This window comes from Larkinella harenae, from assembly GCF_054780515.1.
In genome coordinates, this window is sequence record NZ_BAAGWE010000007.1 from 94,716 (window position 1) to 121,008 (window position 26,293).

The window sequence follows — 26,293 nt, forward strand, 5'->3', positions numbered from 1 at the left end:
AGGGGTGGGTTTTACGGTTTACCGGAGGGCAATCTGGCTGCAACCGGGTTTTACCGACAGAAGTTGCGTGGTTTTAGGACTGGTAGTTTTCAGATCGGTGAATTGGGCGGTGTGCACATCGTCCAGTACAAACGCCGGGCGACCGTCTTCCTGGTTGGTGGAAACGTGGATGTTTCTCAATGTGATGTTCCGGGCGTGCCGGATGTAAAAACCGTACGCCGGTAACAAGCCGAACATCCGGTTTTCGGGGTATTTCTCGGCCACTTCCGGAATGTCCCGCAGGGCGTCCTCCGCCGTTCCGACCGGAAAACCGTCGCCCAAGGTGATGGCCATGTTTTCAATGGTCACATTTTCGATGTAATGCCCCGGGATACCGCAAATCGATGAGGTATAGGGCAGGTAAGGATGGTGTTTCTCCTCGGCTTCATTGTACTTGATTGCTTTCGAAACCGTCGCCGTAATGTCCTGAATATGAACGTTGCGCAGGGTGCCCATTTGACCTGTTGCGGTTTTTCGCCGGTTGCCCAGCCGGATTGTGATGGGGGTTCCAACCCCGTTCATGACCAGCTTCCGGACCACAATATCGTCCATAACTCCCCCGTCGACAATCTGCAGGGCCAGCCCGGAGATGACGGTTTGCCAGATTTCGTTGTTTTCAATCAGGATGCTCTGAAAACCGCCCGCCGAACCGGTACCCATTTTAATGGCGTTGCACAGGCTGCGCACTTTGTTATTGCGGATCACCCCACGCAGGCACCCCCGCGTGGAGCTTTTCAGGCAGATGCCATCGTCGTCGGTGTTGATATCGCAGTTTTCCACCAGAAAATCCACGCAGTCGATGATGTCCAGGCCGTCAGCGTTGTAAAAATAATTTTCGTTGATTTTTACGTTGTCAATCCACACGTGCTGACAGTGGGAAAAAATGGCGGTCCACATCAGCGATTGCCGGTACGTAATTTCCCTGATCGTAACGTCTGAACAGTTTTCGAACCGAAACAGACACGGTCGCAAATCATTGTTGCCCGTATCCCGAAACTCGCCCGTGCTGTTGACCTGCGCATTTCCGTTGATGGTTCCGGGACCCGAAATCAGTACGGTGGACTGATTCAGAGCGCAAACGAGCGTTTGAAAAGGGTTCTTACGCTGTTGGTCCGTGATGCTATACACCGGAGGATAGTCTTTCAGGTAAGGGCTTCCGAGAATAACCCCGCCTTCTTCGAGGTACAGATGCACGTTGCTTTTCAAAAAGAATGTACCGGTCAGGAAGTTGCCTTTAGGCACGACCAGTCGGCCACCGCCATTTTTGGAACAGGTATCAATGGCCCGCTGAAGCGCTGCCGTGTTCATGCGCTGGCCGTCGCCCACCGCACCGAACCGAAGGATATTCAGGTCCTTTTGGGGATCGGCCGGCGGAGTAAGGGGGTAACGGCTCAGAAACTTAGGACTTATCATGGTTTAGGATCGTTTGGTGGAGGGAAACACCACTGCAATTTTGCTGCATGGCAAACACGGCCGTTGGCGTACGGCTTTCGACGGCGATTTCATCAAATTCCGAATCGTGCACGTCATCGAGCAAAAAAGCCGGGCGTCCGTCTGCCTGCAGGATGGACACCGAAATGTTATTCAAATGAATTCCTTTGACGTGACGCAGGTAAAAACCGTACGCAGGTAAGGTGCCGTACATCCGGTTTTCGGGGTATTTGTTGCCTACTTCGGGGATCTGGCGAAGGGTGTCGTCGGCCGTCGCCGGCGGAAAACCGCCCCGAATCTCAATGTCGACGTTTTCAATCGTTACCTCCTGGATGTAATTGCCCGGCACCCCGCAGATCGACGACGTATGCACGGGGTAATTGTGCCGTTTCCGTTCTTCGTCGTTATACCGTTCGGCTTGATGGACGATGGCTTTGATGTCGCTGATTCGGATTTGGCGCATAATCCCGTTCTGAATCGAGCGGGAGTTCGGCATTTTCCGATTTCGGTTGCCCAGACACAGGTGGAAAGGAGTCCCGATGCCGTTCATGGTAATCCGGCGCACGGTGATGTTTTCCATCGTTCCGCCGTCGACAATTTGCAGCGCCAGCCCGGAGATGACGGTTTGCCAGATTTCGTTGTCTTCAATCAGGATATTCCGAAAACCGCCCGAGGAGTCGGTGCCCATTTTGATGGCATTGCACAGGCTGCGGACCTTGTTTTTGCGGATGGTGCCCCGGTTGCAGCCCGGCGGAGTGTAGCTTTTCAGGCAGATTCCGTCGTCGTTGCTGTTGATGTCGCAGTTTTCCACCACGAAGTCATCGGTGTCGATGATGTCGACGCCATCGGCGTTGTGGAAGTAGTTTTCCGTGACGGTAATGTGATCCACGTGCACGTGGTGACAGCGCGTATACGCCTGCGTCCACCAGACCGAATGGCGAAAAGCTACGTCTTTGATCAGGACGTTCTCGCATTCGTCGAACCAGATCAGGAGCGGATTTTCCGGGTTTTTCTCCTTGAATTCTCCGCTGCCATCCAGCCGGGCGTTTCCGTCCAGGATACCCGGCCCGGTTACGCTGATGTCTTTTTCTCCCTGCGCGTAAATCAGGCAACGCATGAGGTCACGCTGGTAGCGCACAGGTGTCCGGACGGTGCGCTTGGGAAAGTCTTTAAACTGCGGGCTGGCGAGCAAAACCGCCCCTTGTTCCAGGTGCAAATGCACGCCCGTTTTAAGTACGACCGACCCGGTTAGAAACGTTCCCGCCGGAACGTTCACCTGACCACCGCCGTTCCGGAAACAGGCGTCAATGGCTTTCTGGATGGCCGCCGTGTTGAGTTGTTTGCCGTCGCCCACGGCGCCGTAGTCGAGGATGTTGCTCTTTTTCGTTACAACGACTGATTTTGCTTCCGCCGGACTGTGGTTGATTCCCATCAGGAGCGCGCCAGTTCCGGCCAGACCTATTTTGACAAATTCTCTTCTCTCAACGTTTTTCACGGAATCCGATTTTAGTAAGCATTACGGCAATTCCTGCAAAAAGTACTGCGCAGAAGACCGAATTGTGTAACTATTTTATGCTCAGTGCGCTTCACTACGGTTTATCCCGCCAATCCGACCTTTGGTCGCACCGATTCGTGACCCTTGTCTTTTCATTAAATGCGCGGAATTCCGGTTGCCTATTCTTATTAGCTCAAAAAGCAGCCATCAGGTATAGGACGTCACAGTGCTGTTCGCTTCTCGCCAACCTTTGTACAATAAGGTTCTGTCGAGCACGGGTTTTGGAAAAGGCAGGCTGGCTACGTACCCTACACCCATGACGAGCAGGTGACTGTAAACACCGAGCATGAGCTTATGATGGGAAAAATTCCAGGCACCCAGGTCCAGGAGCAGTTTTTTGTCGGCACCCAGGCCGATTGGGGTAGAGGTCAGGAAAGCGTAACCCGTGAAGACAATACAGGTTACGATGGCGATGTTAATTCCCTGACTATTGGCCCGTTCGCTGAATAAGCCCAGCAGAAAGATTCCTACAATGCCCCCCGAGAAAATAGCATAGAGGGTAAATACGATGCCGAGTACACCTTCATCGCCAGCATTGATATAAAGCATTCCAATTGCGATTGAAATGAGCCCGGACAGGACAACGATCAGTTTGGAGGTAAGGAGGTAGTGCTTATCCGTTTTTCCGGGGTTAAATTTTTTGTAATAATCTTCCACACCCACGGCTGCCAGCGAGTTAAGGTCTGCACTCAGGCTACAAATGGCCGCAGAAATCATGGCCGATAAAATCAATCCAACCACGCCGACCGGCAGTTGGGTCATGATAAAATAAGGAAAAACCGCATCGGCGCGGGTATTGGGAGGCAACGGGTTTTGTTTATAGAAAACAAAAAGTGCAGTACCGATAAACATAAAAAGCGTCCAGACCGGGACCGTGAGCAGGATGCCCAGGAGGGAAGCATTAATGGCCGATTTGTCGGTTTTAGCCGTTAAATATCGTTGCACAACGGTTTGATCAGTGGCATATTTTTGAATGGCATAGAACATCCCGTTGATAGCCATCACGATAAACGTTAAATTGGTCAGACTCCACTCATACGGACCAAAGCCGGTTCGCCCGTTTTCAGAAGCCACCCGCCAAATCTCCGCGGGACCGCCTTTGACGGAAAACAGGAGCACGCTGATGCAGATGATCCCGCTCGCAAAAAGCATAAATCCCTGAAAGACGTCCAGCCAGATTACGGCCTCGATTCCGCCAAGCAAGTTGACCAGAATAATGATCGCGCCTACCAGGATGATGATCAGCATGGTGTTGATGGTCAACATCTTTTGCAACGAGATGGCCAGCAAAAACAAAACCGTCCCCATGCCGGAAAATTGTCTAAGCACAAAAGCGATCGAACTGTAGTAGCGGGCAACTACCCCAAACCTTCGTTCAAAATACTCGTACGTACTCAGGTTGATTACTTTCCTGAACAGCGGTACAATAAACCAGATAGTCGCTAGCAGCACCACCGGGACCATCAAGCCCTGGACGAGTAAAATCCAGTTTGATGAATAGCCTGTGCCGGGATAGGCGAGAAATGTGACACTGCTGATCAGCGTCGCCAGCAGTGACATTCCCAGTGCCCAGGAAGGAATTTTGCCTTTCGCCAGAAAATACGTCTGGGTCGTTTTCTGAGCCTTTGCAAAATAGAAGCCGAAGCCAAGTGTACCAATGAGAAAAGTCAGAATAATACAATAATCCAGTACAGAAAGTGATGGACGCATCAGGGAGTAAGAAGAAATAAGGTTTAGGAATAAGGAATTCGGGTATAGGCTATTGACTATTAGTTATTTCCGGTTGTTGCTTTAAATTGAAGATGGATTAAGAACGAGTTGAAACAATTAGCCGGGAACGCATTGTTTACTGCCAGGCAAAAAATGCTGTGAAAAGAAAGGTGATTGATAATCAGCCTGGTTGGTCCGGATTTATTGTTAGTGTCATGACACGCTGTGATCTGTATCTGTTGCAAAAATGTAATCGTTTACATTGAAATCAAAATTTTTTGTCTAAATTTGTAAAAAAAGCAATAGGTAATTGAACGATTTAGTGAAGATTTCTCTAAAATTGGTCAAAGACTGCGGTTTTCTTTTTATGTTTGAAACCGATCGCGTAATATTGTTGCAATCGTTTACATTTTTATTTTAGATGGCAGTTCAGAAAGGCGTAAGTCTCAAAGAGGTGGCGGACAAGGCGGGTGTATCCACGGCTACGGTTTCGCGGGTAATCAACTCAAAAACCGTCGTAAAGGGAGAAACTGAATTGCGGGTGCAAAAGGTGATCAAGCAGCTAGGCTACCGGCCGAATAGGGTGGCCCAACGACTCCGGGCGACTCACGGAGCCAGTAAGCTGATTGGTTTGCTGATTCCGGATATTCAGAACCCGTTTTACGTGGATATTATCAGGGGGATTGAACAGTACGCTTACGCGAAGAATTTTGCGATTGTGATTGGCAACTTTTCGCAGGATGAGGAGCGGCAGAAATTTTACATTGAAATACTCAAATCCGAGTCTGTCGATGCATTCATTGTGGCACCGTTTCCGGGAATGCAAGCGTACGTGAAAGAATTAGTAGACGAGGGGTACGCCGTCGTGTGTATTGATCGAGGCTTGGCCAATACGGACCTGGATGTGGTGAAGGTTGATAACTTTCAGGGCGCGTTTGATGCAGTTGAACACTTGATCAACGTTGGGCACCGTAAGATCGCCCATATAGCTGGTAACGCTTTTATTCCTACCACCACGGAACGGATTGCGGGCTACCAGGCTGCCCTTACCAAGTATGGAATAGCGATTGACAACGAGCTTATTGTCGGCCGCAATTCGGACCATCAAAGTGGGGTGGAATTAACGGCCCAGTTGCTGGATTTGCCGGTTCCGCCGAGTGCAATCTTTACGTCGAACAACCTGCTGACGCTGGGGGCTTTGGAAACCATTCACAGTCGTGGACTGAAAATTCCGGAGGAAATCGCCATCGTTGGTTTCGATGACATGTACTGGGCTATGTCGCTCAATCCACCCCTGACCGCGGTTCGGCAATCGGGTTTCGAAATCGGACGAATCACCATCGAGTTACTCCATCAGCGAATTGCTGATCCCGATCGCCCTTGTGTTAGTATCGTTTTAAAAACCGATCTGATCGTTCGAAGCTCGTGCGGTTACAAACAAAAAAAGTAGCCAATACGAGGTGTTTTTTTGTTATAAATGTAAACGTTTACATTTCCTTGAAAAGCGTAGCCGATCCCCATGAGGCCATTTTATGAATAGTTCGGATATAGCGTATGAATAAAATCCAAATTCTCAATCCCAGGAAGGTGTCCTTCGGAGCTGGAAGCCTTGACCAGTTTTTGGAAGACTACAGCAAGCTGGCCTGCAAAAAACTGTATCTGGTCACAATCCCTACGCTGGAAAATACCCTCTCAGAACTGCTTACGACACTGAGAGGGGCAGGGGTGGAGCTGCGCATCAACATCTCAATCCTCGGAGAACCCACGTTCGACGATGTGGACCGGCTGTTGGCAGAAGCGCGGGAGTTTGGGGCGGATAGTATAACGGGCATTGGGGGAGGGAGCGTCATGGATGTTGCCAAACTTGTTGCTGCACAATTGCACAATACTCAGGCGATTGCTGAGGTGTTGGTAGACGGTTTTATCCAGAGAAGAACCGTCTATCTGGCCTGTATCCCCACGACTTCCGGAACCGGCAGTGAAGTATCACCCAACGCAATTTTTGTCAATTCAAACGGCCATAAAGTTGGGGTGATCAGTCCGGAGCTGGTTCCGGACGCAGCGTACCTGGATCCGGCCCTAACGACAACGGTGCCACCTGCCGTCACTGCGGCCACGGGGATCGACGCCCTGGTGCATTGTCTGGAAGCATACACCAATACGTATGCCCACCCCATGATCGATTTAATCGCACTGGAAGGCATCAGACTGATCGGTACCTACCTGTATAGAGCCTACTTAAATGGAAGTGACGAAGAGGCCCGGGCTCAGGTTGCACTCGGAAGTATGTACGGGGGAATGTGCCTTGGGCCAGTGAATACGGCGGCTGTCCATGCACTGGCGTATCCGCTGAGCACGGAATTTCATATTTCGCACGGCCTTTCCGTGGCCCTGTTGCTGCCTTCCGTTATGGAGTTTAACCTGGCAGCAGTACCTGAGCGATACGCAACGGTCGCCCGGGCGTTGGGAAGCCAGGTTACCGGTTCGGCACTGGACATTGCCCAATCCGGCGTTGCGATCGTTAAAAAATTGATGCAAAACTGCGGTATGCCCAGGAGCCTGGCGGAGGTGGGTATCCCCGTTGAATCAATCGACAAGCTGGCCGCCGGCGCCTTGCCTATTCAGCGGCTGCTCAAAAATAACCCACGCGCGATCAGCTTGTCCGACGCCCGGAACATTTACACCGCAGCCTTTACCATACCCGAATATGAACAAAAAATGTAGCGGTGTTGTGGTGCCGATGGTGACCCCCGTGAAGGCGGACATGACCATTGATGTAGCTGCGACAGAGCGCCTGGTGCGCCATATAACAGACTTTGGAACATTCCCTTTTGTACTGGGCACCACGGGCGAATCAGCTTCCATTGCGCGGGCTGAGAAAAAGAAACTGGTGGAAACCAGCGTGAAAGCGGCCGCGGGGAAAAGTAGGGTATACGCTGGTATTTCGGGTAATTCGATGAGCGATTCAATCGAAGACGCGCGGCATTACTATGATCTGGGCGCGGAGGTGTTTGTTGCGACGATGGCAAGCTATTTTCCGGCTGATACCGACCAGATGCTGCGCTATTTTACCCAACTCGCGGATGCGGTACCTGCGCCGTTGATTATCTACAACATCCCGGGAACAACCCATTTATCCATCCCGCTCGAGGTGGTTGAGGTCCTCAGCACCCACCCGAACATTGTCGGCTTTAAAGATTCTGAACGAAGTATTGAGCGGCTGGAAAATGCCGTTTCAAGGTGGAAAAACCGTGCCGACTTTTCCTTTCTGACGGGATGGGCCGCGCAATCACTTCGTGCCCTGCAACTGGGGGCCGACGGAATTATTCCGAGTACCGCCAACCTTACGCCGAAACTTTACCAAACCCTCTGCACGGCCGTCGCCGAAAAGGACGATCACAGGGCCGTACTGGCTCAACAGAAGGCCGACCGCATTTCGGCGATTTATCAAAAAGACAGAACGTTGAGTTATTCCCTGCCGGCCTTGAAATCGATGATGGCAGGCTATGGATTGTGTCAGTCCGACATGCTGCCACCCCTGTTCAAACTGACCAAAGCGGAAGAGAAATCAATTCAAAAGCTCACCTTATCGCATTTCGGCGATTTGAATCAGCTAAACAATATTCAATAAGAGGATGGATCAGAGACCGATTTTAGGAATTACCATGGGCGATCCGGCCAGTATTGGGCCGGAAGTGGCGGTAAAGGCAGTTGCTCAAGAATCGATTTATACAACGTGCCGCCCGTTGCTTGTGGGCGATGCCCGCGTTATTGCGGATGCAATCAATTTTTGCGGGCTGGATTTGGAGGTAAATGCGGTCAAATCGGTGCGGGACGCTGAATTTGTTTTCGGGAAAATCGATGTGTACGATTTGGAGAACACAAACCTTGACCAAATTACGAAAGGAGAAATGTCGGCATTGGCGGGTGAGGTCGCGTTTCAAACGGTGGTTGAAACGATCAATCTGGCTTTAAAAGGTGAAATTGACGGTACGGTTACCGGGCCGATCAACAAGGAGTCGATCCACCTGGCCGGGCACCCATTTTCGGGGCATACGGAAATTTACGCGCAGTATACCGGCACAAAAAAATACGCGATGCTGCTGGTTGAAAACGACTTGCGCGTGATCCATGTGTCGACGCATGTGTCGTTGCGCCAGGCATGTGACCTGGTTAAAAAAGATCGTATCATGGACACAATTGAACTCATGCACCAGGCTTGTTTGCAATTGGGGATTCCCAATCCGAGAATAGCGGTATCCGGGTTAAACCCCCATGCGGGCGACGGAGGAATTTTTGGTTGGGAAGAAAAAACAGAGATTATTCCGGCCATAGCGGAAGCGGTCAGTCGGGGTTACCAGGTGACGGGCCCTATTCCCGGTGATACCCTATTCCCGAAAGCCATCGGCGGGCGCTACGATGGTTGCGTGGTGATGTACCACGACCAGGGGCATATCCCGTTCAAAATGGTGGGCTTTACCTGGGATGATAAGACGCAGAAAATGAATAGTGTAAAAGGCGTTAATATCACCCTCGGATTGCCGATCATCCGCACCTCAGTGGATCATGGAACAGCCATGGAAATAGCCGGAAAAGGCATCGCCAGTCCCGATGCCATGCTGTTGGCAATCGATTATGCCGTCCGACTTTTTGAGAATAAGGTTCAGTCCGGCCCGAATGTATGATAGCGGTTATTGCAGACGATTTTACCGGGGCCGCCGAAATTGGGGGAGTTGGATTACGGAACGGTTTTCGGGTCGTAATCGATACAAAAGTGGATGCGGGCGTGAAAACAGACATCCTGGTTATTGCAACCGATACGCGGTCGCAAACACCGGACGACGCTTCGACCGTGATCGAAACCATCACCCGCAAGCTGCTGACGCTGCAACCTGATTTTGTTTACAAAAAAATAGATTCGATTCTGAGGGGCAATGTGGGTAAGGAACTGCTGGCGCAAATGCAGGTTTCGGAAAAGAAACGTGCGTTGCTCATTCCTGCCAACCCGGTTCTAAAACGAACAATCGAAAATGGGATTTACTACTACGACGGCATGCCGTTGAATGAGTTCAGTTTTACCCATGGGTCGGTCAAAAAACGCACTTCCGCCCGCGTGCTGGATTTGATAGGAGAAAAAACGCAAACCTCGGTCCTGTCAACGGAAGAGGATTTGCCTGAAAAAGGCTTGGTCATCGGTAATACGGCGAGTGTGCGGGACCTGGATCTTTGGACCCAAAAAATTGACGCCAAAACGGTTGCCGCGGGCGGGTCCGGCTTTTTTGACGCGATTCTCAGAAATTTAAAAAACGGTCGTCTCACTCACCCTGCCTCCCTGCAGTTGGGTAAAAAAAAACTGTATGTGTGCGGCAGTGCATTTGCAAAAAGCAGGATGCTCGTCAGAGCAGCGAAGGAAGCGGGGCAGGCGGTGGTCTACATGCCGGAAAAAATATTCGTTTCTAACGAACAGCAACTGTGTGCCGAGTGGCAGGCCAAGATTATTGAAGCGCTGGCGGCAAAGGATACGGTAATCATCGCGGTCGACGGTTTTCACGCTGTATCCACGGGCAATCTTCCGACCCGGATCAGAGAAATCATGGCGGAGGTGACTGTAGGCATTTTAAAACAAACCAGCGTCGACGAGTTGCTGATCGAAGGCGGTTCTACTTCTTTTTCAATCCTCCAAAAACTGGGGTATACCCGCTTTTACCCGACACACGAACTGGGTCCGGGAACGATCAGAATGCAGATAGAAGAAGAAAAAGGGATGTTTTTGACGTTGAAACCGGGCAGTTATGCCTGGCCGGCGTCGATCTGGGACTATTCACGGAATCATCAATTCAATTAATTGCGCATTAACTATTTCTTAAATCCGACTACATGAAAGACACGGTAAACCAACCAACTCCCTCCGGGCAAACCCGCCGGAATTTTATCAAATCGACTGGGCTTGGCATGATTGCTGCGCCGTACATAGCCCGGAGTTCGTGGGCGCAAACCCCGCCGAGCGACCAGATCAGACACGCCATCATCGGAACTGGCGGCATGGGCAGAAACCACGTCAAAAACTTTTCAGCGGTCAAGGGCTGCGAACTGGTTGCCTTGTGTGACGTGGACCCTCAGCAGTTGGGAAAAGCAGTGAAAGACCTGCCGAACGCCGACAAAATCAAGAAATACAGCGATTTCAGGGAGCTGCTAAAAGACAATTCCATTGATTCCATCTCCATTGCCTCGCCTGACCACTGGCACACGCCGATTGCCTTGTGGGGGTTGATGGCCGGAAAACACGTCTACGTTGAGAAACCGTGCAGCCACAATATCAAGGAGACCAACTTGCTGGTCAAAGCAGCCAAACATTTTAATAAATGTGTCCAGCACGGCACGCAACGACGCAGCAACGGTGCTCATATGGAGGGCATGAAGCAGCTCCAGAAAGGGATTATTGGAAAGGTGCATACCATCAAAGCCATTGATCACCAGCACCGCGAGGCTATCGGCCGTGCGCCGGCAGAACCTGTGCCCGCAGGTGTCAATTACGACTTATGGCTTGGTCCGGCCCCGAAAGTTCCTTTTACTAAAAACCGCTGGCATTACACCTGGCGCTGGTTTTGGGAGTACGGAAATGGCGATGCGGCCAATGATGGCGTACACCAAATTGACGTTGCCGTGTGGGCGCTCGGTGACCGGTATCCGAAACGAATTGTTTCCGCGGGCGGGCAGTATTTTTACAACGACGACCACCAGACCCCCGATACACAAACCACCATTTTCGAGTACGACGACACCCAGATCATTTGGGAAATGCGCCTTTGGACACCGTACAATCTGGAAGGCCACGACAATGGCAATGTAGCTTACGGAACTGACGGGAAAATGGAATTCGGTCGTGCTGGGGTGATTGTCACCAAAGGTAAGGAGCAGATCAAAATAGAATCCCCCAATGAAGTGGAAGCGATCGTTCCCAACTTCCTTACCGCAGTTCGGGAGAACAATCCTGCCAAGTTGAATTCGCCCATTGAAAAAGGGGCCATCGCTACGAATATGGCGTTTCTGGCGAACATTGCCACGCGCGTTGGCGCTTCTTCGCTCCAATATGATCCCGTAAAAGTCAAAATCAATTCGCCCGGATTCGATGCCAAAGCGAACGCGCTGCTGGGCAGAGACTACCGAAAAGGGTACGAGCTCCCCTGGAAAGGTTAATCCGAATATGACCCTCACTAAACTCTTACGCTCATGAATAAAAATTCAACCCAAACCGTATTGGCACGGCCACTAGCCGTTGTTTTCACCGCAACGCTTTGTCTTACCCTGTTTGTCTGCAATCCACTTTTTGCCCAAAAAGCGAAAAAAGCCGCGGCCCAACCGACCGTTGCTTTCGAACAAAAACCCGGAGAGCTGACCATCACGATCGGGGGAAAACCGTTTGCAAGCTACGTGTATGAAGATCCGAAAATCAGCAGACCCTATTTCGCGCACGTAAAATCGTCCTGCGGTATTCAGGTTACCCGTAACAATCCGCCCCAGGAAGGAGATCCGAAGGACCATGCGACCTTTCACCCTGGTATTTGGCTCAGTTTTGGTGATATCAATGGCAATGATTACTGGCGTCTGAAGTCGCGCGTTGAGCACGAAATGTTTGTGGAGCAACCCAAAGGCGGCCCGGGTAGCGGCTCATTTACCGTCCGGAATTATTACATGACGGCAGACGGTAAAGATCGGGTATTGGCCGAATTAGTGAAATATACCATTCTGATCCGGCCTTCGGGTACCTTGCTGCTGACCAACAGTACTTTTTCTTCCGAAACCAGTGACCTGGCTTTCGGCGATCAGGAGGAAATGGGTCTTGGAGTGCGCGTCAACACCAAATTTACGGTTCAGTACGGTAAAGGACACATTACCAACGCCGAGGGGTTGAAAGAAGGGGCCGGAACGTGGGGAAAAGCGTCGAAATGGGTGGATTACAGTGGTGTAATCGACGAGAAAACCGTTGGCGTCACGATCATGCCCGATCCCGAAAACTTCCGTCCAAGCTGGTTTCACACCCGCGATTACGGGTTGATGGCGGCCAATGCATTTGGCAGGGAGGCCATGAAACAGGGAGAAAAGAGTTCCGTAGCCGTGAAAAAAGGAGAGAAATTTGAGCTTGGTTATGGCGTATTAATTTACTGTAAATCAAAAGGTCAGAAGGTTGATATCGAAAGCGCCTACCAAGATTATCTACAGGTCCTGAAAGATTGAGGATATAATAAATCATCAATACATAGTAAGCAAAGCACATTTTTCCAGGCAACTGGAGGGGTGTGCTTTGGTTTTCTAGCTGCATTAACTTTCCTTTTAGCTGCCCCAATAAATAACTTATCAGCCTTTTTTAGTTGTCAATCTATACACTTTATCTTTCACAAAGCTGTTTCATATAAAAGACATTCCTGAAGGATTTAAACTCACGGTTTCATTTGGGATTTCCATTTTTGAAAAGCATTCTTCTCAAAGAATCAGAACAGAGCTTTTTTCTCCAATTCTTACCTTATAGTTTGTACTTTCCTTGACGTATCAAAAGTATCTTATAACGGTTTGTAGACTACTATTTAGTTGGTTTTTCATATTTATAATGCCTCATAGTGTTTAGATTTCATCTATAAAGATAGTATAATAAGTTGCTGGACATTTTCTTAAATTTAAACCCGTTTTCCAGAACATCGTATCCATTAATCTTATTTTCAAATGCAAGTCGAACGGGAAGAATATGACGCAAAACCCTTATTTATTCGGGAAGGGGCTTTGAAATTATGGGGTGTGCCCCTGGCGATTCGGGAGGACCTGTGCCGGGTCCGGTACCTCTATTCATTGAATGAATATTTCGTGGAGGAGTGCCACGATAAAGAGACGGGTAAGCTCACCTGTATTTGTTCTTTTTCACGGGTAGATCGCTTAACACCCTACTTGGAGCAAATCGAGTTGTCCTGCTTAGATATACCAGAGTGAGGCTTAAAACTGAACCATAAACCATCTCTTTTAATTAACCATCTTTTTGTTTTAATCATCTGAAAACCTTATAGGTAACTAGTGAATTGCCAGATTTACTGTGTTTTCTATTCGTACTTATTTCTTACTTTATACGTACCGTTTATTCAAAAAAACAAAACCGAAGCGTTTCCTCATTGAAGATAGCCTCGCCCGTGCGATCGTATTGGCGAGGTTCAAGGAATTATTTTGGGGTGCATGTACTTGACGTATCGGTGGTTCAAAAGGTGACCCTGGCTCATTTTGCTGGTTGATTAGGACTTCTCTCTCCGTATTTTATCGGGTTCTACGCCTAAGGCTAAAACCCGTACTTCTACGCTAAAAGCATCCTCACTTACTAATTAGTTTTAATCTATAAAACCAGGATGCCTAACTACTTTTAGACTATGAAGACTTTCTTTCTCTGCTTTTTACTACTTGTTGTAGGGGGCTGTAAAAAAAATGAAGGTGAATCCGCAACGCCTGAAAAAACGGTAAATGATGTTGTTCTGACGGCCAAACAACTCAGTATGCCTCTCAGCACCTTTGACGCCGGACCTTACCCCATACAGTCGGTTTTGGTTGGTAATTCGATCTATTTCGGCAATTATTCCAATACGGCAAAGCCGCAGTTTTTTGTACGCTATGCCCTTGGAGGGAATACGTTTTCTTCGGCTTTGGCCAAATCCAATAATGTGTGTGGTTGTGGATACTCCAGTAAGCTGGTTTCGGATGGAACCAACGTTTTTTTTATTGCCAACGATGCTACCAAATACACGGCCTCCTCGAATAGCTGGCAAACCATAAGTTATCCAACAACCGCAAAAGATAATGCTGGAGAAGCAGGGGTTACGTATTATAACGGCAGTATTTATTTTGTGGGCGGACGCACGCCCAGTACGCTGTTTAAGTATTACTCGATCAGCCAGGATAGATGGTTTACCGTTCCGAATTATCTTTACGCAACCACCAGCACGGAATTAGTCGCCTATAAAGAAAAGATATATGCGCTTGGCGGGGCGGGTGCTAAACAGAAAATGGCTTATTTTTCAACCGCTACCAACACCTGGACCGCGTTGAAAGATATTCCTGTTGAGGTGGAAACTTCTTACCAGAGTGTGTATTCTGCGGTACTGGGCGATTATTTGTTTTTGCTGCAAAGTAAATCAATCTATGTCTATGACCTGATCAAGGATAGCTGGGCAACCGCTCCTATTTTGTTGGATAATGTTCCGAATTACGGCAACCTGTTTTCGGATGGGCAAAAGCTCTACATAAGTGGAAAAAATACCGCCAATATTCCCGCTATCACTGAATTAACGCTATCCATGAAATAACCGATTGCCTACTTTTAGTCTGTTCATTAGGGTCTTTATATTCCTGTTGCGTAGACACAGGCACGGGCGTCTATGGAGAAATCCCTGGTTCATTTTTCTGAACGAGGAAGGGGGCACTGTGAATCAATTGAACGAATTACTCCAAACCACACCCTCAAAAATCTGGCGCGATTCACCCTAAAAAGGACGCATCTCACCCCGGTGTGCGCACGACAAAACGCCTAAATTTGCTCTTGTCAACAAAATCCGGCAATACAGTATCGTATCTACCTTAACCAATCTAATTTGTTATGTCTTTCCAGGGTTATCTGAAAACAATCAAAACCAAAACGGGCAAAGGGCCTGAAGATTTCCGCAAACTCGCCCAGGAAAAAGGATTTACTACGGAGGGTCTGCTGAAAGCGGATGTGAAAGCAGGTGAAATTACGAAATGGCTTGCGGAGGATTTTTCGCTTGGTCAAGGCCACGCAATGGCTATTTATGCCCTGCTCAAAGGGATCAAAGATGAACAGAGTGAGTAACGCATTTTCTGTTAGAACCAGCTTTTAAGCTGGTTCTAACAAACGGTGTCAATTACACCAATCCCTGCGCCACCATCGCGTCGGCCACCCGGACAAAGCCCCCGATATTGGCGCCTTGCATATAGCTCATACGCCCATCCGGCTTGCGGCCATAGCGTAGGCATGTCGAATGAATCGTCAGCATGATCTCCTGCAGTTTTCTGTCCACCTCCGCGCGCGACCACGACAATCGCAGTGAATTTTGGGACATTTCAAGGCCGGAAACAGCCACACCACCCGCATTGGCCGCCTTTCCGGGCGCATACAGGATATCGTTATTCTCAAATACCTCAATTGCTTCCGGGGTACACGGCATATTAGCTCCCTCGGCCACGCAGATGCAACCGTTTTTGATCAATAAGCGGGCATCATCCCCGTTCAGTTCGTTTTGGGTTGCATTCGGCAAAGCGATATCACAGGGAATCTCCCACGGTGTTTTTCCTGCCACAAACTCACAACCGAACTTATCGGCGTACGCGTTGATGCGACCCCGCTCTTCGTTTTTCAACTGCATGATATAGGCTAACTTTGCTGCATCAATCCCGTTCTCATCGTAAACATACCCCGACGAATCGGAGACTGTTACCACCTTTGCACCCAGCTCGATGCATTTTTCCAGCGTGTATTGGGCCACGTTTCCGGAACCGGAAATAACCACCCGTTTGCCTTTGATACTGTCGCGCTGCTGGTTCAGCATTTGCTCCACGAAGTAAACCACGCCATAACCCGTTGCCTCCGGACGAATCAGGCTTCCGCCGTAGCTCGCGCCTTTACCCGTCAGGACGCCGGTAAACTCATTTTTAAGCCGCTTGTATTGACCAAACAAAAAGCCAATTTCCCGGGCACCAACCCCAATGTCTCCGGCGGGCACATCATTGTCTGAACTGATGTGGCGGAACAGTTCCGTCATAAAACTTTGGCAGAAAACCATAACGTCGCGGTCGGAACGTCCTTTGGGGTCGAAATCGGATCCGCCCTTACCGCCCCCCATAGGGAGCTGGGTCAGGCTATTTTTGAAAATCTGTTCAAAGGCCAGGAATTTGAGTGTGCTCAGGTTTACTGAAGGATGAAAACGGAGACCGCCCTTGTAAGGCCCAATCGCGCTGTTCATCTGAACCCGGTAGCCACGGTTGATTTCCACTTCGCCCTGCTCATTCATCCAGGGCACCCGAAAAATAATGACACGTTCAGGCTCTGCGATCCGCTCCAGAATTTTGGCTTTCTGGTAATGCGGTTTATCCGCCATGAAGGGAATAATGGTTTCGGCGACCTCGTGGACTGCCTGATGGAATTCATTTTCGCCGGGATTTCGACCGATGATTCCGGTCATGAAAGATTGGACTGAAGTCACTGTTCAAATAGTTAATAACCTTAAAAATAACGTGTCTTTTGTTGTACTTTGGGCTAATATAAGCCAGGATGGCCGAAAAACTATGGTTCTCGTAGAGGATAAGCTGAAAAAGGTGCCTAAGCCCTTCAGAATGCTGAACAATAGTCAGACGGTTTTTACCACGGGAAAAACGACCGAATTTGACGGCAAAGAACAGATACCGGGGCGCTCACTGGGGATAAGCTTTAGAGATGAATCGAAGGGAATTGAACCAAAAGCGTAGCTTTCTCAGATGATAATCAGAGTTGTATAGGGCTTGAGCTTTGGAACACTCATCTGGCGGTATTACGAAGGCTGACCGAATCCATATTGTTGCGCCTATACGATATATTATAAGATGGTCTATCAGAGAATGTAAAATCCATTGGGTTGTAGCGGTTCGGGTACCGTTTCTTCACTCAGTAGCTGGCGAATGTTGATGTCAATTGTGCGGGCAATCGCTGTGACGGAGACGTCACTGGGGCGATTGCGGAAGGGGTCCTGCAAATGAAACGCACTTTTTTCGATTAGCAAAAAGCCGGCGGCAATGAGAAGCAGGAGCGGTATTTCAAAAATCATCTCGACATTTTTGAGCGAAATTGAAAGTGTAATCACGAAAAGATAGATGAGGAAATGTAGAAAATGGCGGTAGGTCGATGGAAATACGGTTCCGTTAATTCGTTCAGCTTTTCCCATTGAATCGCAAAAGCGCACCAGGGTATTGTCAAGCTGGACGTGTCGAAACACATCAATGGAATTCTGTTGCCGTAGCTCCCGAATATCGCGGGCGTTTAATTGCAGGATGGCCAGTGGTTTGTTGGTGTGGTTTGACAGGATGGCGTAGTCCGTGCCTGACAGCAGCGACTCAATTCCATCCAGCGGATTTAGACCCCGCAAGGACTGGCCCAGCGAGTAGCACCAGGCTATTTGACGATAAGCTAATTTTCGGATGATTTCGGGATCGGTCTGGTCTAAAAAAGATTGTAATTGAAGGACAAAACTTCGGGAATCATTCACAATAGCTCCCCATACTTTGCGAGCTTCCCACCAGCGGTCGTACGACTGGTTCATTTTAAACGAGAGCAGTATCGAAATAGCCGTGCCTAAGAAAGTTGGTATGGTCAAGGGCATTTCGGGTAGATGCTCATTAATATATACGGTAAGCAGATTGGTGATCAAACCAATTAGTAGGACAACGAGCAAATCGAACCTAACCTTTTTAAAGATATAGGCAAAAGAGATCTTCCGGTCTAACAGCATAAGAAACCATTGTTTTTGGCACATAACGCGATTGCTCTGACGATGGTTTTCAAATTATGCGGATTAGCTTGACACTGCAGAAATAGTATAAACGTACTAAATGGCCACTAGTACTCTTATTGCCAAATCCGAAATTATTGCCTGTGAGTAAAGTTAACTTTTAGTGTTACTGAGAAAAAAGTCCAGCAGGACTAATATAATTTTTGTCTTATTAACTTTCATTCATTGTAATCTACATATTGATAAAGCAACGCTGATGATATACGAGTTAATAGATTTTTATCAACATAATACTTTATTTTACCTTAAAAATAGTATTATATATTCATATTGATTGATAAATTAAATTATTACTTTGTTTATAACTAGTAAGTTACAATTTATAACTATTGAGTAATGATAGATAATTTATATAATGTCTAATTCCTATTAGGTCCGATAATGTTTAATTGTCGGACCTAATAGTAATACAGGATTTTTCAGGTGAAATCTACATTTTGTTTGTTTTTTCCTATTTGTAGATTGTTATATTTTATTAAAAAAATGAGTAGTGAGAAAGAATTCTTATAGTCAATATGTATAATAAGGATATTTAACTATTTTAGTAATTATTATATAGTACTTGTATAAATTATTTTTGGATACCTCTTATAAAAACATTGAAATACCAAATCGAATTTTTGATAATTTAATTCTTAAATTATTTTCTGCAATTAGGAAAATCACTAAAAAGTTGAAATTAGTGCAAAGGCCCAATAGCCGATTAAACGCTAATTTAATTCTGATGTCACTTCACGCCGGTGGTGCGGGCTGCAGAAAGGTCAACACATCATGAAGGTGCGCGCTCATTTTCAAATGCGAGAAAAGTACCGTCTGGGCCTGTCGCTTCTTTTAGGCTTGCATAGTCACCTTTACCCTTCTGCGCAAAGGTGACTATGCGGTTTGGTCCCGATCAAAACCGGCCCAGGCACGATCTCCCATTTTGGGGAAGCTTTTTAAAGGCTACGTTTCTCACTCGTGGGGTGGTAAACTTCAGATTGATAATCCGACCACCTTTGTCCCGATCAAAGTAAACTTTAACCGATGAATTTTGAATAGCAAAAGCGTCTTTATACGTCGGCAGTAAGGTGTAAGTGGCATCCGAATAGCGGTGAATAATGAGTTTTCCACTTTGTAAGTAAATCCTCAATTTGGCATCTACTTCGTCGGAATAGTAGTCGCCGGTATAAGCTTCCAACGCTTTCTGATTGACCAGTGCCGGTTCGGCAGCTTCATAGATTCTCGTGTTTGTACCCGTTTTATAGAGTAACCGTTGTTTTCGGTTGGGTTGAATGGTTATTCGGTCTGATCCAAGCCTAAATTCATTCTCTGCAATGGGGGTCAACTGCTCGCCCTGGTTCGTAGCCAGCTTCCCCGCTTTGACCACTAAGCTTAATTCGCTGCCGGTTTGGAGGTCTCGATACCAACCGGTGTACCGGGCTAATTTCTCAGTAGCTACCGTTAGGGTATCCGGTTTTTTAGGCCTTGATTCAGATGATCGATTCACTAAAAATAGCTTACGTAACTGACCGGTTCCGTCGGGCTTGCCATCGAATTCCGACGTATTAGCCAGCCAGGCAATCGATAAGCCAAGGGCTGGATAATATTCCAGCGTAGACCGGTAACCAGCCGTTGCCCCATCATGCATGATCACTTGCCAGCCACGAATCGAGTCAATTCGCAGACCAGCTCCATACGCATTCGTTCGACCGTTATTTAGTGGCATAGTGCTAAGTTGCCTGGCTAATAAGGAGGGATCACCCAACTTTCCACTCCCGTAATACGTATTCCACCGCAATAGATCTTCGGCCGTAGTCAGCAATCCCCCATTGCCATAGACCGATTCATTGGGCATGTCACTAAAATACGTATTGTCATTTTTCCCATAAGCAATGGCGCGACCGGGTACGATTTTTTTTGGATCCGTTCGCCACTGGGTATGCTTCATACCCGCCGGTTCAAAAATAGCCGAACGGGTAAAGTCGGCCAGACTCTGACCACTGACTCGCTCGACGATAATGGCAAACAAAACATAATTGGAATTGCTGTAGAGGTATTCCTCACCGGGCTGATGATTCAGCGTCTTTTGGCGGCTAAGAATAGCGAGCACGTCTTGGTTGCTGTAGGTTTTGGTGCCCCTAGGCCAATCGGATAACGCCATGACATTACCCCAGTCCTTGATCCCACTGGTATGGTGCATCAAGTGTCCTAGGGTGATCCGTGTTTTGTAGTCGGGCAATTCGGGGATGTATTTTCGCACATCATCGCTTAAAGCGAGTTTACCCTGTTGCTCCAGCAATAAAATAGCCGCGGCCGTAAATTGCTTGGAAACTGAACCGGCTTCGATAATCGATTGAGTCGTTAAGGGAACCTGGTGCTCCAGATCGGCCAAGCCCCAGGCGTGGGAAAAAATCAGCTGTCCGTTGCGACTGATCGCTAGTTGACAACCGGGGGCAGTTGATTTGTATTGCTGAAATATACTTTCAATCAACGCTAGTGTATCTGGCTTGGTTTGAGCCGTGGACAGACCCCATATCGAAACGAATAACAGCGTAAGCAAAAACTTTTTCATAGTACCAGGCTAGTGGCAGCCTTAACCTTCAATGCACATACTTTGTGCCATCAAAACTAAACGCTGATAAAGAGACGATTACGGATCATATACTGTCCATAATCGTACAACTGCTGTCCGTAAATAACTGTCTTTTTTTACTGGTAACTTTTTCGGCTGCCATCGTTCCACATTAAAAAAATGTTTGTTACTTGTTCACCTTTTTCACGTTCGTTTCGGTGACATTTTTCATCATCGCCCGGTCCATCGCATAGTGCACACAGGCGGGGTCTTCGCCCGAATACAGAATATTCATGAAATGGCAGTCGGCGACCGGGGCTTCAAGCATGACCGGAGCGTGCCCCGTTGCCATGACATTCATCGCGTAGATGTTATTCAATTTGCCGGGCTGGGACAGTTGACCGTACCCTTTTCCCCCAATCAAGACCGCATTGTGCCGCCCGCCGAGGCCCTTCACTTCGCGCGAAATCAGTCCTTCAATGTATACGTGGTGGATGCTGGCACTGTCGCTGGCCCGAATCGCAATCCCCCGGCAAATGGATTCGCAATTGATGTTAGTGATGAAAATCTGCTCGGTATCATCCTGCGGTCCTTCCCACACGCTGGTGGTGACCATGGTCGAGTGAAGCGTTCCATTCCGATCCAGCAGGGCGGGACGGACGTTGAGGCTCGATAAGGCGATAAAGTCATCCCCCGTGAAACCCGAAATGTTACTGATGCGAAAATTTTTACAGCCCTGGCGCAGATCAATACCGTCGCGATTGAACACCTTTACTGGTTTGCCATGAATGGTAATCTGCTCCGGATTATATAGTTGTAGCCCATTGAGCTCGGCATTCCGCGTCCGTTCGAAGCTGACGGCCCAAGCGTGGGTGTTTTCAATGCGTACATTGTTGAGGGAAAACCCATCGACTTTGGCGATTAAAATCAGAATGTTGCGCCAGTCTCCGGTCTGCTTTCGATCCGCTCGGGCGGCGTCACTGCCGTAACTGACCCGCCAGTTTCCTTTTTTTCGGTCGGCTTCCGGATCCAGCGAAAGCGCGCGCGCACCGTCTCCGGTCGCTCTGGGGTTGTCCGCTCCTTTTAAAACGACCTGACCAACCCCCACCAGATGAATGTTTCGATTCCAGACCGGCGCTTCGATGCCGATCCCGACGTTATCACTTCGAAACATATTATCCCGGCAGGAATCCGACAGTTGGATGGTACAGTTGTCCAGCATCACCGTCATATCACTCGGCAACAGAATGGCTTCATCCACTTTCCAGATCGTTCCTCCGTTGCCATTCTGCCGGGGAATGGTGACCAGATTGGTCGTGCCCCGAGCGGCCCGAATGGCTTGCCGGATTCGTTGGCTATCCGTCCCCGAAAAAGCATTGGGGGTAATGGGAAGGGATGGATCCACCGACCCAGGATATCCTGCTGCATCAACCGGAAGGATTAACGCAGCCAGGAGGAAAAGCGAAATAAGGAAAGTCAAGAGTTTATTAGTCAACACATACCGGAGGTGAATGGCTTCTTTTTGCTGTTTGGGAAGCCTCGCCAGAGCGGCCTGTCTTTGAATGCCTTTTCTATAAAGGAACTTAAAGGCGCTTTTGTCTCCGCTTTGGAATGCGCGCCAAAGCGAATGATTATCAACCCATCGTTCTGAATTAGAAAAAGCTTTGTCCTTCATGCCTGCCTGTAGAATAGTAAGTGACCTAAAATTAGGGAATTTCTCTCATTTGGAGCCTCGCCTGGTTGATTCACACCGGTAATCGTGTGCCTCGAAACGGACTTCAGTAATAAGGCTGCGTCAACAGGGGACGGTCTTCTGGTCATTTCAGTCACGGGACAGCGGGGCGGAGGTTGGTTTCAACGATAAAACCCGCCCGCATTCCACCATCTTGGTAGCTAGTAGTAGTCTGTATAGCGCTTGCATCCGTACTACGTAAAGAAATACGTTTTTTTGGGCTGCTTTAAGTAGCTTGGGCCGCATCTCGTGTGTGCTCATCGTAGTAGCTTTTCCATTTCCTAACCGAATCCCTATGGCTGACCGTCTTGTACCCTTATCAAGAAGACAATTTCTGGCCGCTGCTTCATTCGTAACTGCTTATGCGTTAGGGAGCCCGACCTGGGCTTCACACCCGGCAGCGCCGGGGCCGTCGAATCAGCCGGTTTCGTTCAACCATTTTCCGTCTACGTTGCACGCTTTTATCTGGCGGAACTGGAATCTGGTACCCATCGAACGACTGGCGGCCGTGGTGCAGACAACTCCGAAAGCAATACGCAAATTGGCCTCGGTTATGGGGCTGCCCGCCAGCCAACCGGTTTCAGTGGATCAGCAAAAACGCAGTTACCTGACCATCATCCGCAGGAACTGGCACCTATTGCCCCGGGAACAGCTGTTGACCCTTTTGAATTGGACCGACGAGAAGCTGACATTCACGCTTCAGGAAGATGATTTCTTTTATATTAAGCTGGGGAGCCATAAACCAGAATGCCAGCCTATCAAGTTGGTGGAGGAATCGGCCGAAACCAGAACCCGCGAAAAACAGCTTGCCCGGTGGATTCGGGAGGAGTTTCCGGACGGTTTTCCAACGCATAAGCAACCCTTATTTCAGTTTGTCAGGGACTTATCCCAACGACCCACCCAGCAGTCGAACCTTGCTTTATCGCAGATTTCGCCCCGGTTTGGGTATGCTTATTTTGCATTATTTGGCGATCCCTTGCTGGAGCCGGACATCGACCCGTATCCGGAAGGCTATTTGGAGCAGATGGCGGCTGCGGGCATGGATGGAACCTGGATGCACATTGTACTTTCCAAAATTACCCCCTTTCCCTGGGACCCTGCCGTTAGCGATCAGTGGGAACAACGGCTGGAAAATTTGGGGAAGCTGGTGAAAAAAGCGCGTCGTCACGGCATTGGCATTTATTTGTACCTGAATGAACCCCGCTTTTTACCCCTCACTTTTTTCGACAAATACCCGGCGTTAAAAGGTGTAACCATCGGCCAACAGGCCGCACTGTGTACATCACACCCCGAGGTTCAACGGTATCTGGCTGATTCGATTGCGCTACTTGTAAACCGGATACCCGACCTGGCCGGTTTCTTCTCCATCACGGCTTCGGAAAACCATACCAATTGCTGGTCGCATGACAAGGGGAGCGAATGCCCACGGTGTTCAAAGCGCAGCCCAGCCGAGGTGCTAGCCGAGTTGAATCAGATCTACTGGTCGGGCATTGACCGGGGCATGGCATCCCAAAATTCGTCGAACACCCCTCAATTGATTGTCTGGGATTGGGGGTGGAAGGAAGGCTATGCCGAAGAAATTATACCGAAGCTACCCAAAACTGCCGCCCTGATGAGCGTCAGCGAGTGGGAACTGCCCATCGAACGGGGGGGCGTCAAAAGCAAGGTGGGTGAATATTCCATTTCGTCGATCGGACCCGGTCCCCGGGCGTCCAGACATTGGGAAATTGCCAAGCGGCACGGGCTGAAAACAATCGCAAAAATTCAGGCTGGCAACACTTGGGAAATTGCGGCTGTTCCGTACATCCCAGCGCTCGAAAATGTAGCAACCCATGCAAAAAACCTGCGTGTTTCCGGCGTCAATGGGCTCATGCTTGGCTGGACATTGGGTGGTTATCCTTCGCCCAATCTGGAAGTAGTGGCCGAGATGGGAGGCAGCTCCTGGGTGGAGCCATTGGAAGCCATGCAGCGGGTAGCTCAGCGACGATTTGGGATGGCCGGGCCCGCCGTGACGGAAGCATGGCGGCAAATGAGCCGGGCGTTTTCGGAGTTTCCCTATCATGTCGGTGTCGTATACAACGCGCCGTTACAAATGGGGCCGGCTAATCTGCTTTGGCCAAAACCAACGGGCTACAAGGCGAGCATGGTGGGGTTTGGCTATGATGACACGAAAAGCTGGCGGAGTGTTTATCCAATCGATGTCTTTATCAGTCAGCTTGAAAAAGTCGCATTCGGATTTACTCAGGCGGTAAAAGAGCTGAAAAGTGAAACGTCGACGCTACCGCTTACCAACCCGGAAAAACAAAGGCTGGCGGGTGAATGCCGAGTTGCCGAAACCGTCGGCATTCACTACGCGAGCGTCGCGCTCCAGGCGCAATTTATTCAGATTCGTGATCAACTGGAAACGGGCAGGGTATCCAAAAAGGAGTCGCAGGAAATGGTGGTGGCGTTGGAGGAAATATTGAACAAAGAAATTTTACTCGCCAAACAGCTGGTCGGACTACAGGCGCAGGATAGTCGGTTGGGCTTCGAAGCATCCAATCATTATTTTTATGTGTGTACGGATCTGGCTGAAAAAGTCATCAACTGCCGGGACCTGCTCCAAAATTGGCTTCCAGCTTTGAAAAAATCACTTTTATAATTGAAAAACTACGTTTTCATCGTCAGTACGTTGATCTGACTGGCGTTGGGCAATGGGCTACCCAAACTGGTGACGAGTTTATAGCTCATTTTATCATCCACCAATAACCCCACAGCGGGATTGCCCACCTGGACGGCTGGAAGCCGCTGCCACTCGTCGAGTTGCTGGCGAATTTTTTCCTGCAGGCCTGCCGACGGTTTTCCAATCCAGACGCCCACATAGCGTTGTTGATCGATCCGGTAGAAAAGCAGACTCGGCTTGCTAATGCCTACGGAAATGCCGGATCCACGTAGGTCGAGCATAGCCCAACCCGGCTGACTCAAGATTTGTTGGCGGATATGGGCCACCTGACTACGGCTGGATTTTGGAGCGGCAGTGCCCAGCATTCGCTCCGGTTGTGCGGTCAATTGCTCCTCCCCCAGGGCTACCTGTTCATAATACCGTGATTTAATCAGCCGCGCCAGCGTTCGGGTTGACCACCCTTCATCGGCGGTTGTGTGCAGGTAAAAGTGCCGTTTCTGCGGGTTATCAATGGTAAGCAATATGCGGTAGTGAGTCCAGGTAAGCTCGGTCCGCAGGATTTGTCGCAGGTCCGTGAATTCTCCACGCACTGCGTGGAGAATTGGAAAGTGAATATAAAATTGCCGAAACCACCATAAATTGGCATGACCATACCCCTTCCCAAACTCCCCAGTCAGAAAAACGGACAACGATTCAATAAGTTGAATACCGTACTCGGCCCGCTCCTCCCCCTGCTGCTCGGTTTCAACAATGATGCGCCCGATATGCCAGTAAGCCTCTACTCGGGCAAATTCTGGATGACGATTGGCGGCCAATCGATCCGGATCGACCAATTGCCGCAAATATTGATACAGTTCCTGCTGCTCTCTGATGGGCTCCATGTCGTTTACAAACGAAGTGAAATTGTGTAGGCAGTGTGGCTAGCACACCCTGAAAATTGAATGCGAAGTACGTTATTTATCCTCATGAAGAATAATCCCGAGCTAATAAAGCGGTAAAATGTAGCATTTTGACCGGCTTTTTAAATGAA

The 26,293-nt window shown here is 48.9% G+C and carries 19 protein-coding genes; 11 read left to right on the forward strand and 8 right to left on the reverse strand.

Going from position 1 to position 26,293, the window contains the following annotated elements:
* Window positions 1-18 precede the first annotated feature (18 nt).
* The 3 genes from ACYVH9_RS25580 to ACYVH9_RS25590 all read right to left on the reverse strand — a co-directional run bounded on the left by ACYVH9_RS25580 (window position 19) and on the right by ACYVH9_RS25590 (window position 4,735).
* Entirely contained in the window at window positions 19-1,452 is a 1,434-nt protein-coding gene (locus tag ACYVH9_RS25580; protein WP_460639271.1) for a glycoside hydrolase family 28 protein, read from the reverse strand.
* On the reverse strand, window positions 1,439-2,965 hold the full coding sequence (locus tag ACYVH9_RS25585; RefSeq protein WP_460639272.1) for a glycoside hydrolase family 28 protein: 1,527 nt from the start codon (window positions 2,963-2,965) through the stop codon (window positions 1,439-1,441). Before ACYVH9_RS25585 ends, ACYVH9_RS25580 begins: the two co-directional genes overlap by 14 nt.
* Window positions 2,966-3,172: 207 nt before the next feature.
* Window positions 3,173-4,735, reverse strand: a complete 1,563-nt coding sequence (locus ACYVH9_RS25590) for a sodium:solute symporter family protein (RefSeq protein WP_460639273.1) — start codon at window positions 4,733-4,735, stop codon at window positions 3,173-3,175.
* Window positions 4,736-5,156: 421 nt separating this feature from the next.
* On the opposite strand from ACYVH9_RS25590, the gene ACYVH9_RS25595 reads away from it, so the two are divergent.
* The 9 genes from ACYVH9_RS25595 to ACYVH9_RS25635 all read left to right on the forward strand — a co-directional run bounded on the left by ACYVH9_RS25595 (window position 5,157) and on the right by ACYVH9_RS25635 (window position 15,590).
* Window positions 5,157-6,185 carry a LacI family DNA-binding transcriptional regulator gene (locus ACYVH9_RS25595; RefSeq protein ID WP_460639274.1) on the forward strand — a complete coding sequence of 343 codons (1,029 nt, stop codon included), beginning with the start codon at window positions 5,157-5,159 and terminating at the stop codon, window positions 6,183-6,185.
* Window positions 6,186-6,289: 104 nt separating this feature from the next.
* Window positions 6,290-7,459, forward strand: coding sequence for an iron-containing alcohol dehydrogenase (locus ACYVH9_RS25600; protein ID WP_460639275.1), 1,170 nt, complete (start codon window positions 6,290-6,292; stop codon window positions 7,457-7,459).
* Window positions 7,443-8,366: a dihydrodipicolinate synthase family protein gene (locus ACYVH9_RS25605; RefSeq protein ID WP_460639276.1), complete on the forward strand. Its 924-nt coding sequence runs from the start codon at window positions 7,443-7,445 to the stop codon at window positions 8,364-8,366. The genes ACYVH9_RS25600 and ACYVH9_RS25605 overlap by 17 nt, the downstream gene beginning before the upstream one ends.
* A 4-nt stretch (window positions 8,367-8,370) precedes the next feature.
* Complete coding sequence (gene pdxA, locus ACYVH9_RS25610; protein WP_460639277.1) at window positions 8,371-9,420, forward strand: 4-hydroxythreonine-4-phosphate dehydrogenase PdxA; 1,050 nt, start codon at window positions 8,371-8,373, stop codon at window positions 9,418-9,420.
* The gene (locus ACYVH9_RS25615; protein ID WP_460639278.1) at window positions 9,417-10,580 is read left to right on the forward strand and encodes a four-carbon acid sugar kinase family protein; all 1,164 of its coding nucleotides are present in this window, start codon (window positions 9,417-9,419) and stop codon (window positions 10,578-10,580) included. The genes pdxA and ACYVH9_RS25615 overlap by 4 nt, the downstream gene beginning before the upstream one ends.
* A gap of 32 nt (window positions 10,581-10,612) precedes the next feature.
* Complete coding sequence (locus tag ACYVH9_RS25620) at window positions 10,613-11,932, forward strand: Gfo/Idh/MocA family protein (RefSeq protein ID WP_460639279.1); 1,320 nt, start codon at window positions 10,613-10,615, stop codon at window positions 11,930-11,932.
* A 33-nt stretch (window positions 11,933-11,965) separates the two neighbouring features.
* A complete protein-coding gene (locus ACYVH9_RS25625) occupies window positions 11,966-12,970 on the forward strand; it encodes a DUF6807 family protein (RefSeq protein ID WP_460639280.1) in 1,005 nt (334 codons plus the stop codon).
* A gap of 1,169 nt (window positions 12,971-14,139) precedes the next feature.
* Entirely contained in the window at window positions 14,140-15,069 is a 930-nt protein-coding gene (locus tag ACYVH9_RS25630) for a Kelch repeat-containing protein (protein ID WP_460639281.1), read from the forward strand.
* 290 nt (window positions 15,070-15,359) lie between these two features.
* The gene (locus ACYVH9_RS25635; protein ID WP_460639282.1) at window positions 15,360-15,590 is read left to right on the forward strand and encodes a DUF4287 domain-containing protein; all 231 of its coding nucleotides are present in this window, start codon (window positions 15,360-15,362) and stop codon (window positions 15,588-15,590) included.
* A gap of 52 nt (window positions 15,591-15,642) precedes the next feature.
* Here ACYVH9_RS25635 and gdhA read toward each other — a convergent pair whose 3' ends face one another.
* Window positions 15,643-16,959, reverse strand: coding sequence for an NADP-specific glutamate dehydrogenase (gene gdhA / locus ACYVH9_RS25640; RefSeq protein ID WP_460639283.1), 1,317 nt, complete (start codon window positions 16,957-16,959; stop codon window positions 15,643-15,645).
* On the opposite strand from gdhA, the gene ACYVH9_RS25645 reads away from it, so the two are divergent.
* Window positions 16,958-17,242: a hypothetical protein gene (locus tag ACYVH9_RS25645; protein WP_460639284.1), complete on the forward strand. Its 285-nt coding sequence runs from the start codon at window positions 16,958-16,960 to the stop codon at window positions 17,240-17,242. The genes gdhA and ACYVH9_RS25645 overlap by 2 nt on opposite strands.
* A gap of 122 nt (window positions 17,243-17,364) precedes the next feature.
* Here the strand turns inward: ACYVH9_RS25645 and ACYVH9_RS25650 are convergent, their stop codons facing one another.
* The 3 genes from ACYVH9_RS25650 to ACYVH9_RS25660 form a co-directional block, all read right to left on the reverse strand.
* Window positions 17,365-18,282 (reverse strand): bestrophin family protein, encoded by a 918-nt coding sequence (locus ACYVH9_RS25650; RefSeq protein WP_460639285.1) that lies wholly within the window; start codon window positions 18,280-18,282, stop codon window positions 17,365-17,367.
* Window positions 18,283-19,210: 928 nt separating this feature from the next.
* A complete protein-coding gene (locus tag ACYVH9_RS25655) occupies window positions 19,211-20,869 on the reverse strand; it encodes a serine hydrolase domain-containing protein (protein ID WP_460639286.1) in 1,659 nt (552 codons plus the stop codon).
* A 187-nt stretch (window positions 20,870-21,056) separates the two neighbouring features.
* A complete protein-coding gene (locus tag ACYVH9_RS25660; protein WP_460639287.1) occupies window positions 21,057-22,349 on the reverse strand; it encodes a glycosyl hydrolase family 28 protein in 1,293 nt (430 codons plus the stop codon).
* A gap of 547 nt (window positions 22,350-22,896) precedes the next feature.
* Between ACYVH9_RS25660 and ACYVH9_RS25665 the strand changes: the two genes are divergently transcribed.
* Window positions 22,897-25,242, forward strand: coding sequence for a hypothetical protein (locus tag ACYVH9_RS25665; RefSeq protein ID WP_460639288.1), 2,346 nt, complete (start codon window positions 22,897-22,899; stop codon window positions 25,240-25,242).
* Window positions 25,243-25,250: 8 nt separating this feature from the next.
* Here the strand turns inward: ACYVH9_RS25665 and ACYVH9_RS25670 are convergent, their stop codons facing one another.
* Window positions 25,251-26,144 (reverse strand): DUF1016 N-terminal domain-containing protein, encoded by an 894-nt coding sequence (locus tag ACYVH9_RS25670; RefSeq protein ID WP_460639289.1) that lies wholly within the window; start codon window positions 26,142-26,144, stop codon window positions 25,251-25,253.
* Between the last annotated feature and the right edge of the window lie 149 nt (window positions 26,145-26,293).

Bases quoted from the DNA above. Each gene is read 5' to 3' on its own strand.
- gdhA (WP_460639283.1), bottom strand. From the start codon at position 16,959: ATGACCGGAATCATCGGTCGAAATCCCGGCGAAAATGAATTCCATCAG.
- ACYVH9_RS25670 (WP_460639289.1), bottom strand. From the start codon at position 26,144: ATGGAGCCCATCAGAGAGCAGCAGGAACTGTATCAATATTTGCGGCAA.
- ACYVH9_RS25605 (WP_460639276.1), top strand. From the start codon at position 7,443: ATGAACAAAAAATGTAGCGGTGTTGTGGTGCCGATGGTGACCCCCGTG.
- ACYVH9_RS25620 (WP_460639279.1), top strand. From the start codon at position 10,613: ATGAAAGACACGGTAAACCAACCAACTCCCTCCGGGCAAACCCGCCGG.
- ACYVH9_RS25600 (WP_460639275.1), top strand. From the start codon at position 6,290: ATGAATAAAATCCAAATTCTCAATCCCAGGAAGGTGTCCTTCGGAGCT.
- ACYVH9_RS25665 (WP_460639288.1), top strand. From the start codon at position 22,897: ATGGCTGACCGTCTTGTACCCTTATCAAGAAGACAATTTCTGGCCGCT.
- ACYVH9_RS25645 (WP_460639284.1), top strand. From the start codon at position 16,958: ATGAAAGATTGGACTGAAGTCACTGTTCAAATAGTTAATAACCTTAAA.
- ACYVH9_RS25580 (WP_460639271.1), bottom strand. From the start codon at position 1,452: ATGATAAGTCCTAAGTTTCTGAGCCGTTACCCCCTTACTCCGCCGGCC.
- ACYVH9_RS25595 (WP_460639274.1), top strand. From the start codon at position 5,157: ATGGCAGTTCAGAAAGGCGTAAGTCTCAAAGAGGTGGCGGACAAGGCG.
- ACYVH9_RS25625 (WP_460639280.1), top strand. From the start codon at position 11,966: ATGAATAAAAATTCAACCCAAACCGTATTGGCACGGCCACTAGCCGTT.
- ACYVH9_RS25635 (WP_460639282.1), top strand. From the start codon at position 15,360: ATGTCTTTCCAGGGTTATCTGAAAACAATCAAAACCAAAACGGGCAAA.
- ACYVH9_RS25630 (WP_460639281.1), top strand. From the start codon at position 14,140: ATGAAGACTTTCTTTCTCTGCTTTTTACTACTTGTTGTAGGGGGCTGT.
- ACYVH9_RS25590 (WP_460639273.1), bottom strand. From the start codon at position 4,735: ATGCGTCCATCACTTTCTGTACTGGATTATTGTATTATTCTGACTTTT.
- ACYVH9_RS25615 (WP_460639278.1), top strand. From the start codon at position 9,417: ATGATAGCGGTTATTGCAGACGATTTTACCGGGGCCGCCGAAATTGGG.
- ACYVH9_RS25655 (WP_460639286.1), bottom strand. From the start codon at position 20,869: ATGAAAAAGTTTTTGCTTACGCTGTTATTCGTTTCGATATGGGGTCTG.
- pdxA (WP_460639277.1), top strand. From the start codon at position 8,371: ATGGATCAGAGACCGATTTTAGGAATTACCATGGGCGATCCGGCCAGT.
- ACYVH9_RS25650 (WP_460639285.1), bottom strand. From the start codon at position 18,282: ATGTGCCAAAAACAATGGTTTCTTATGCTGTTAGACCGGAAGATCTCT.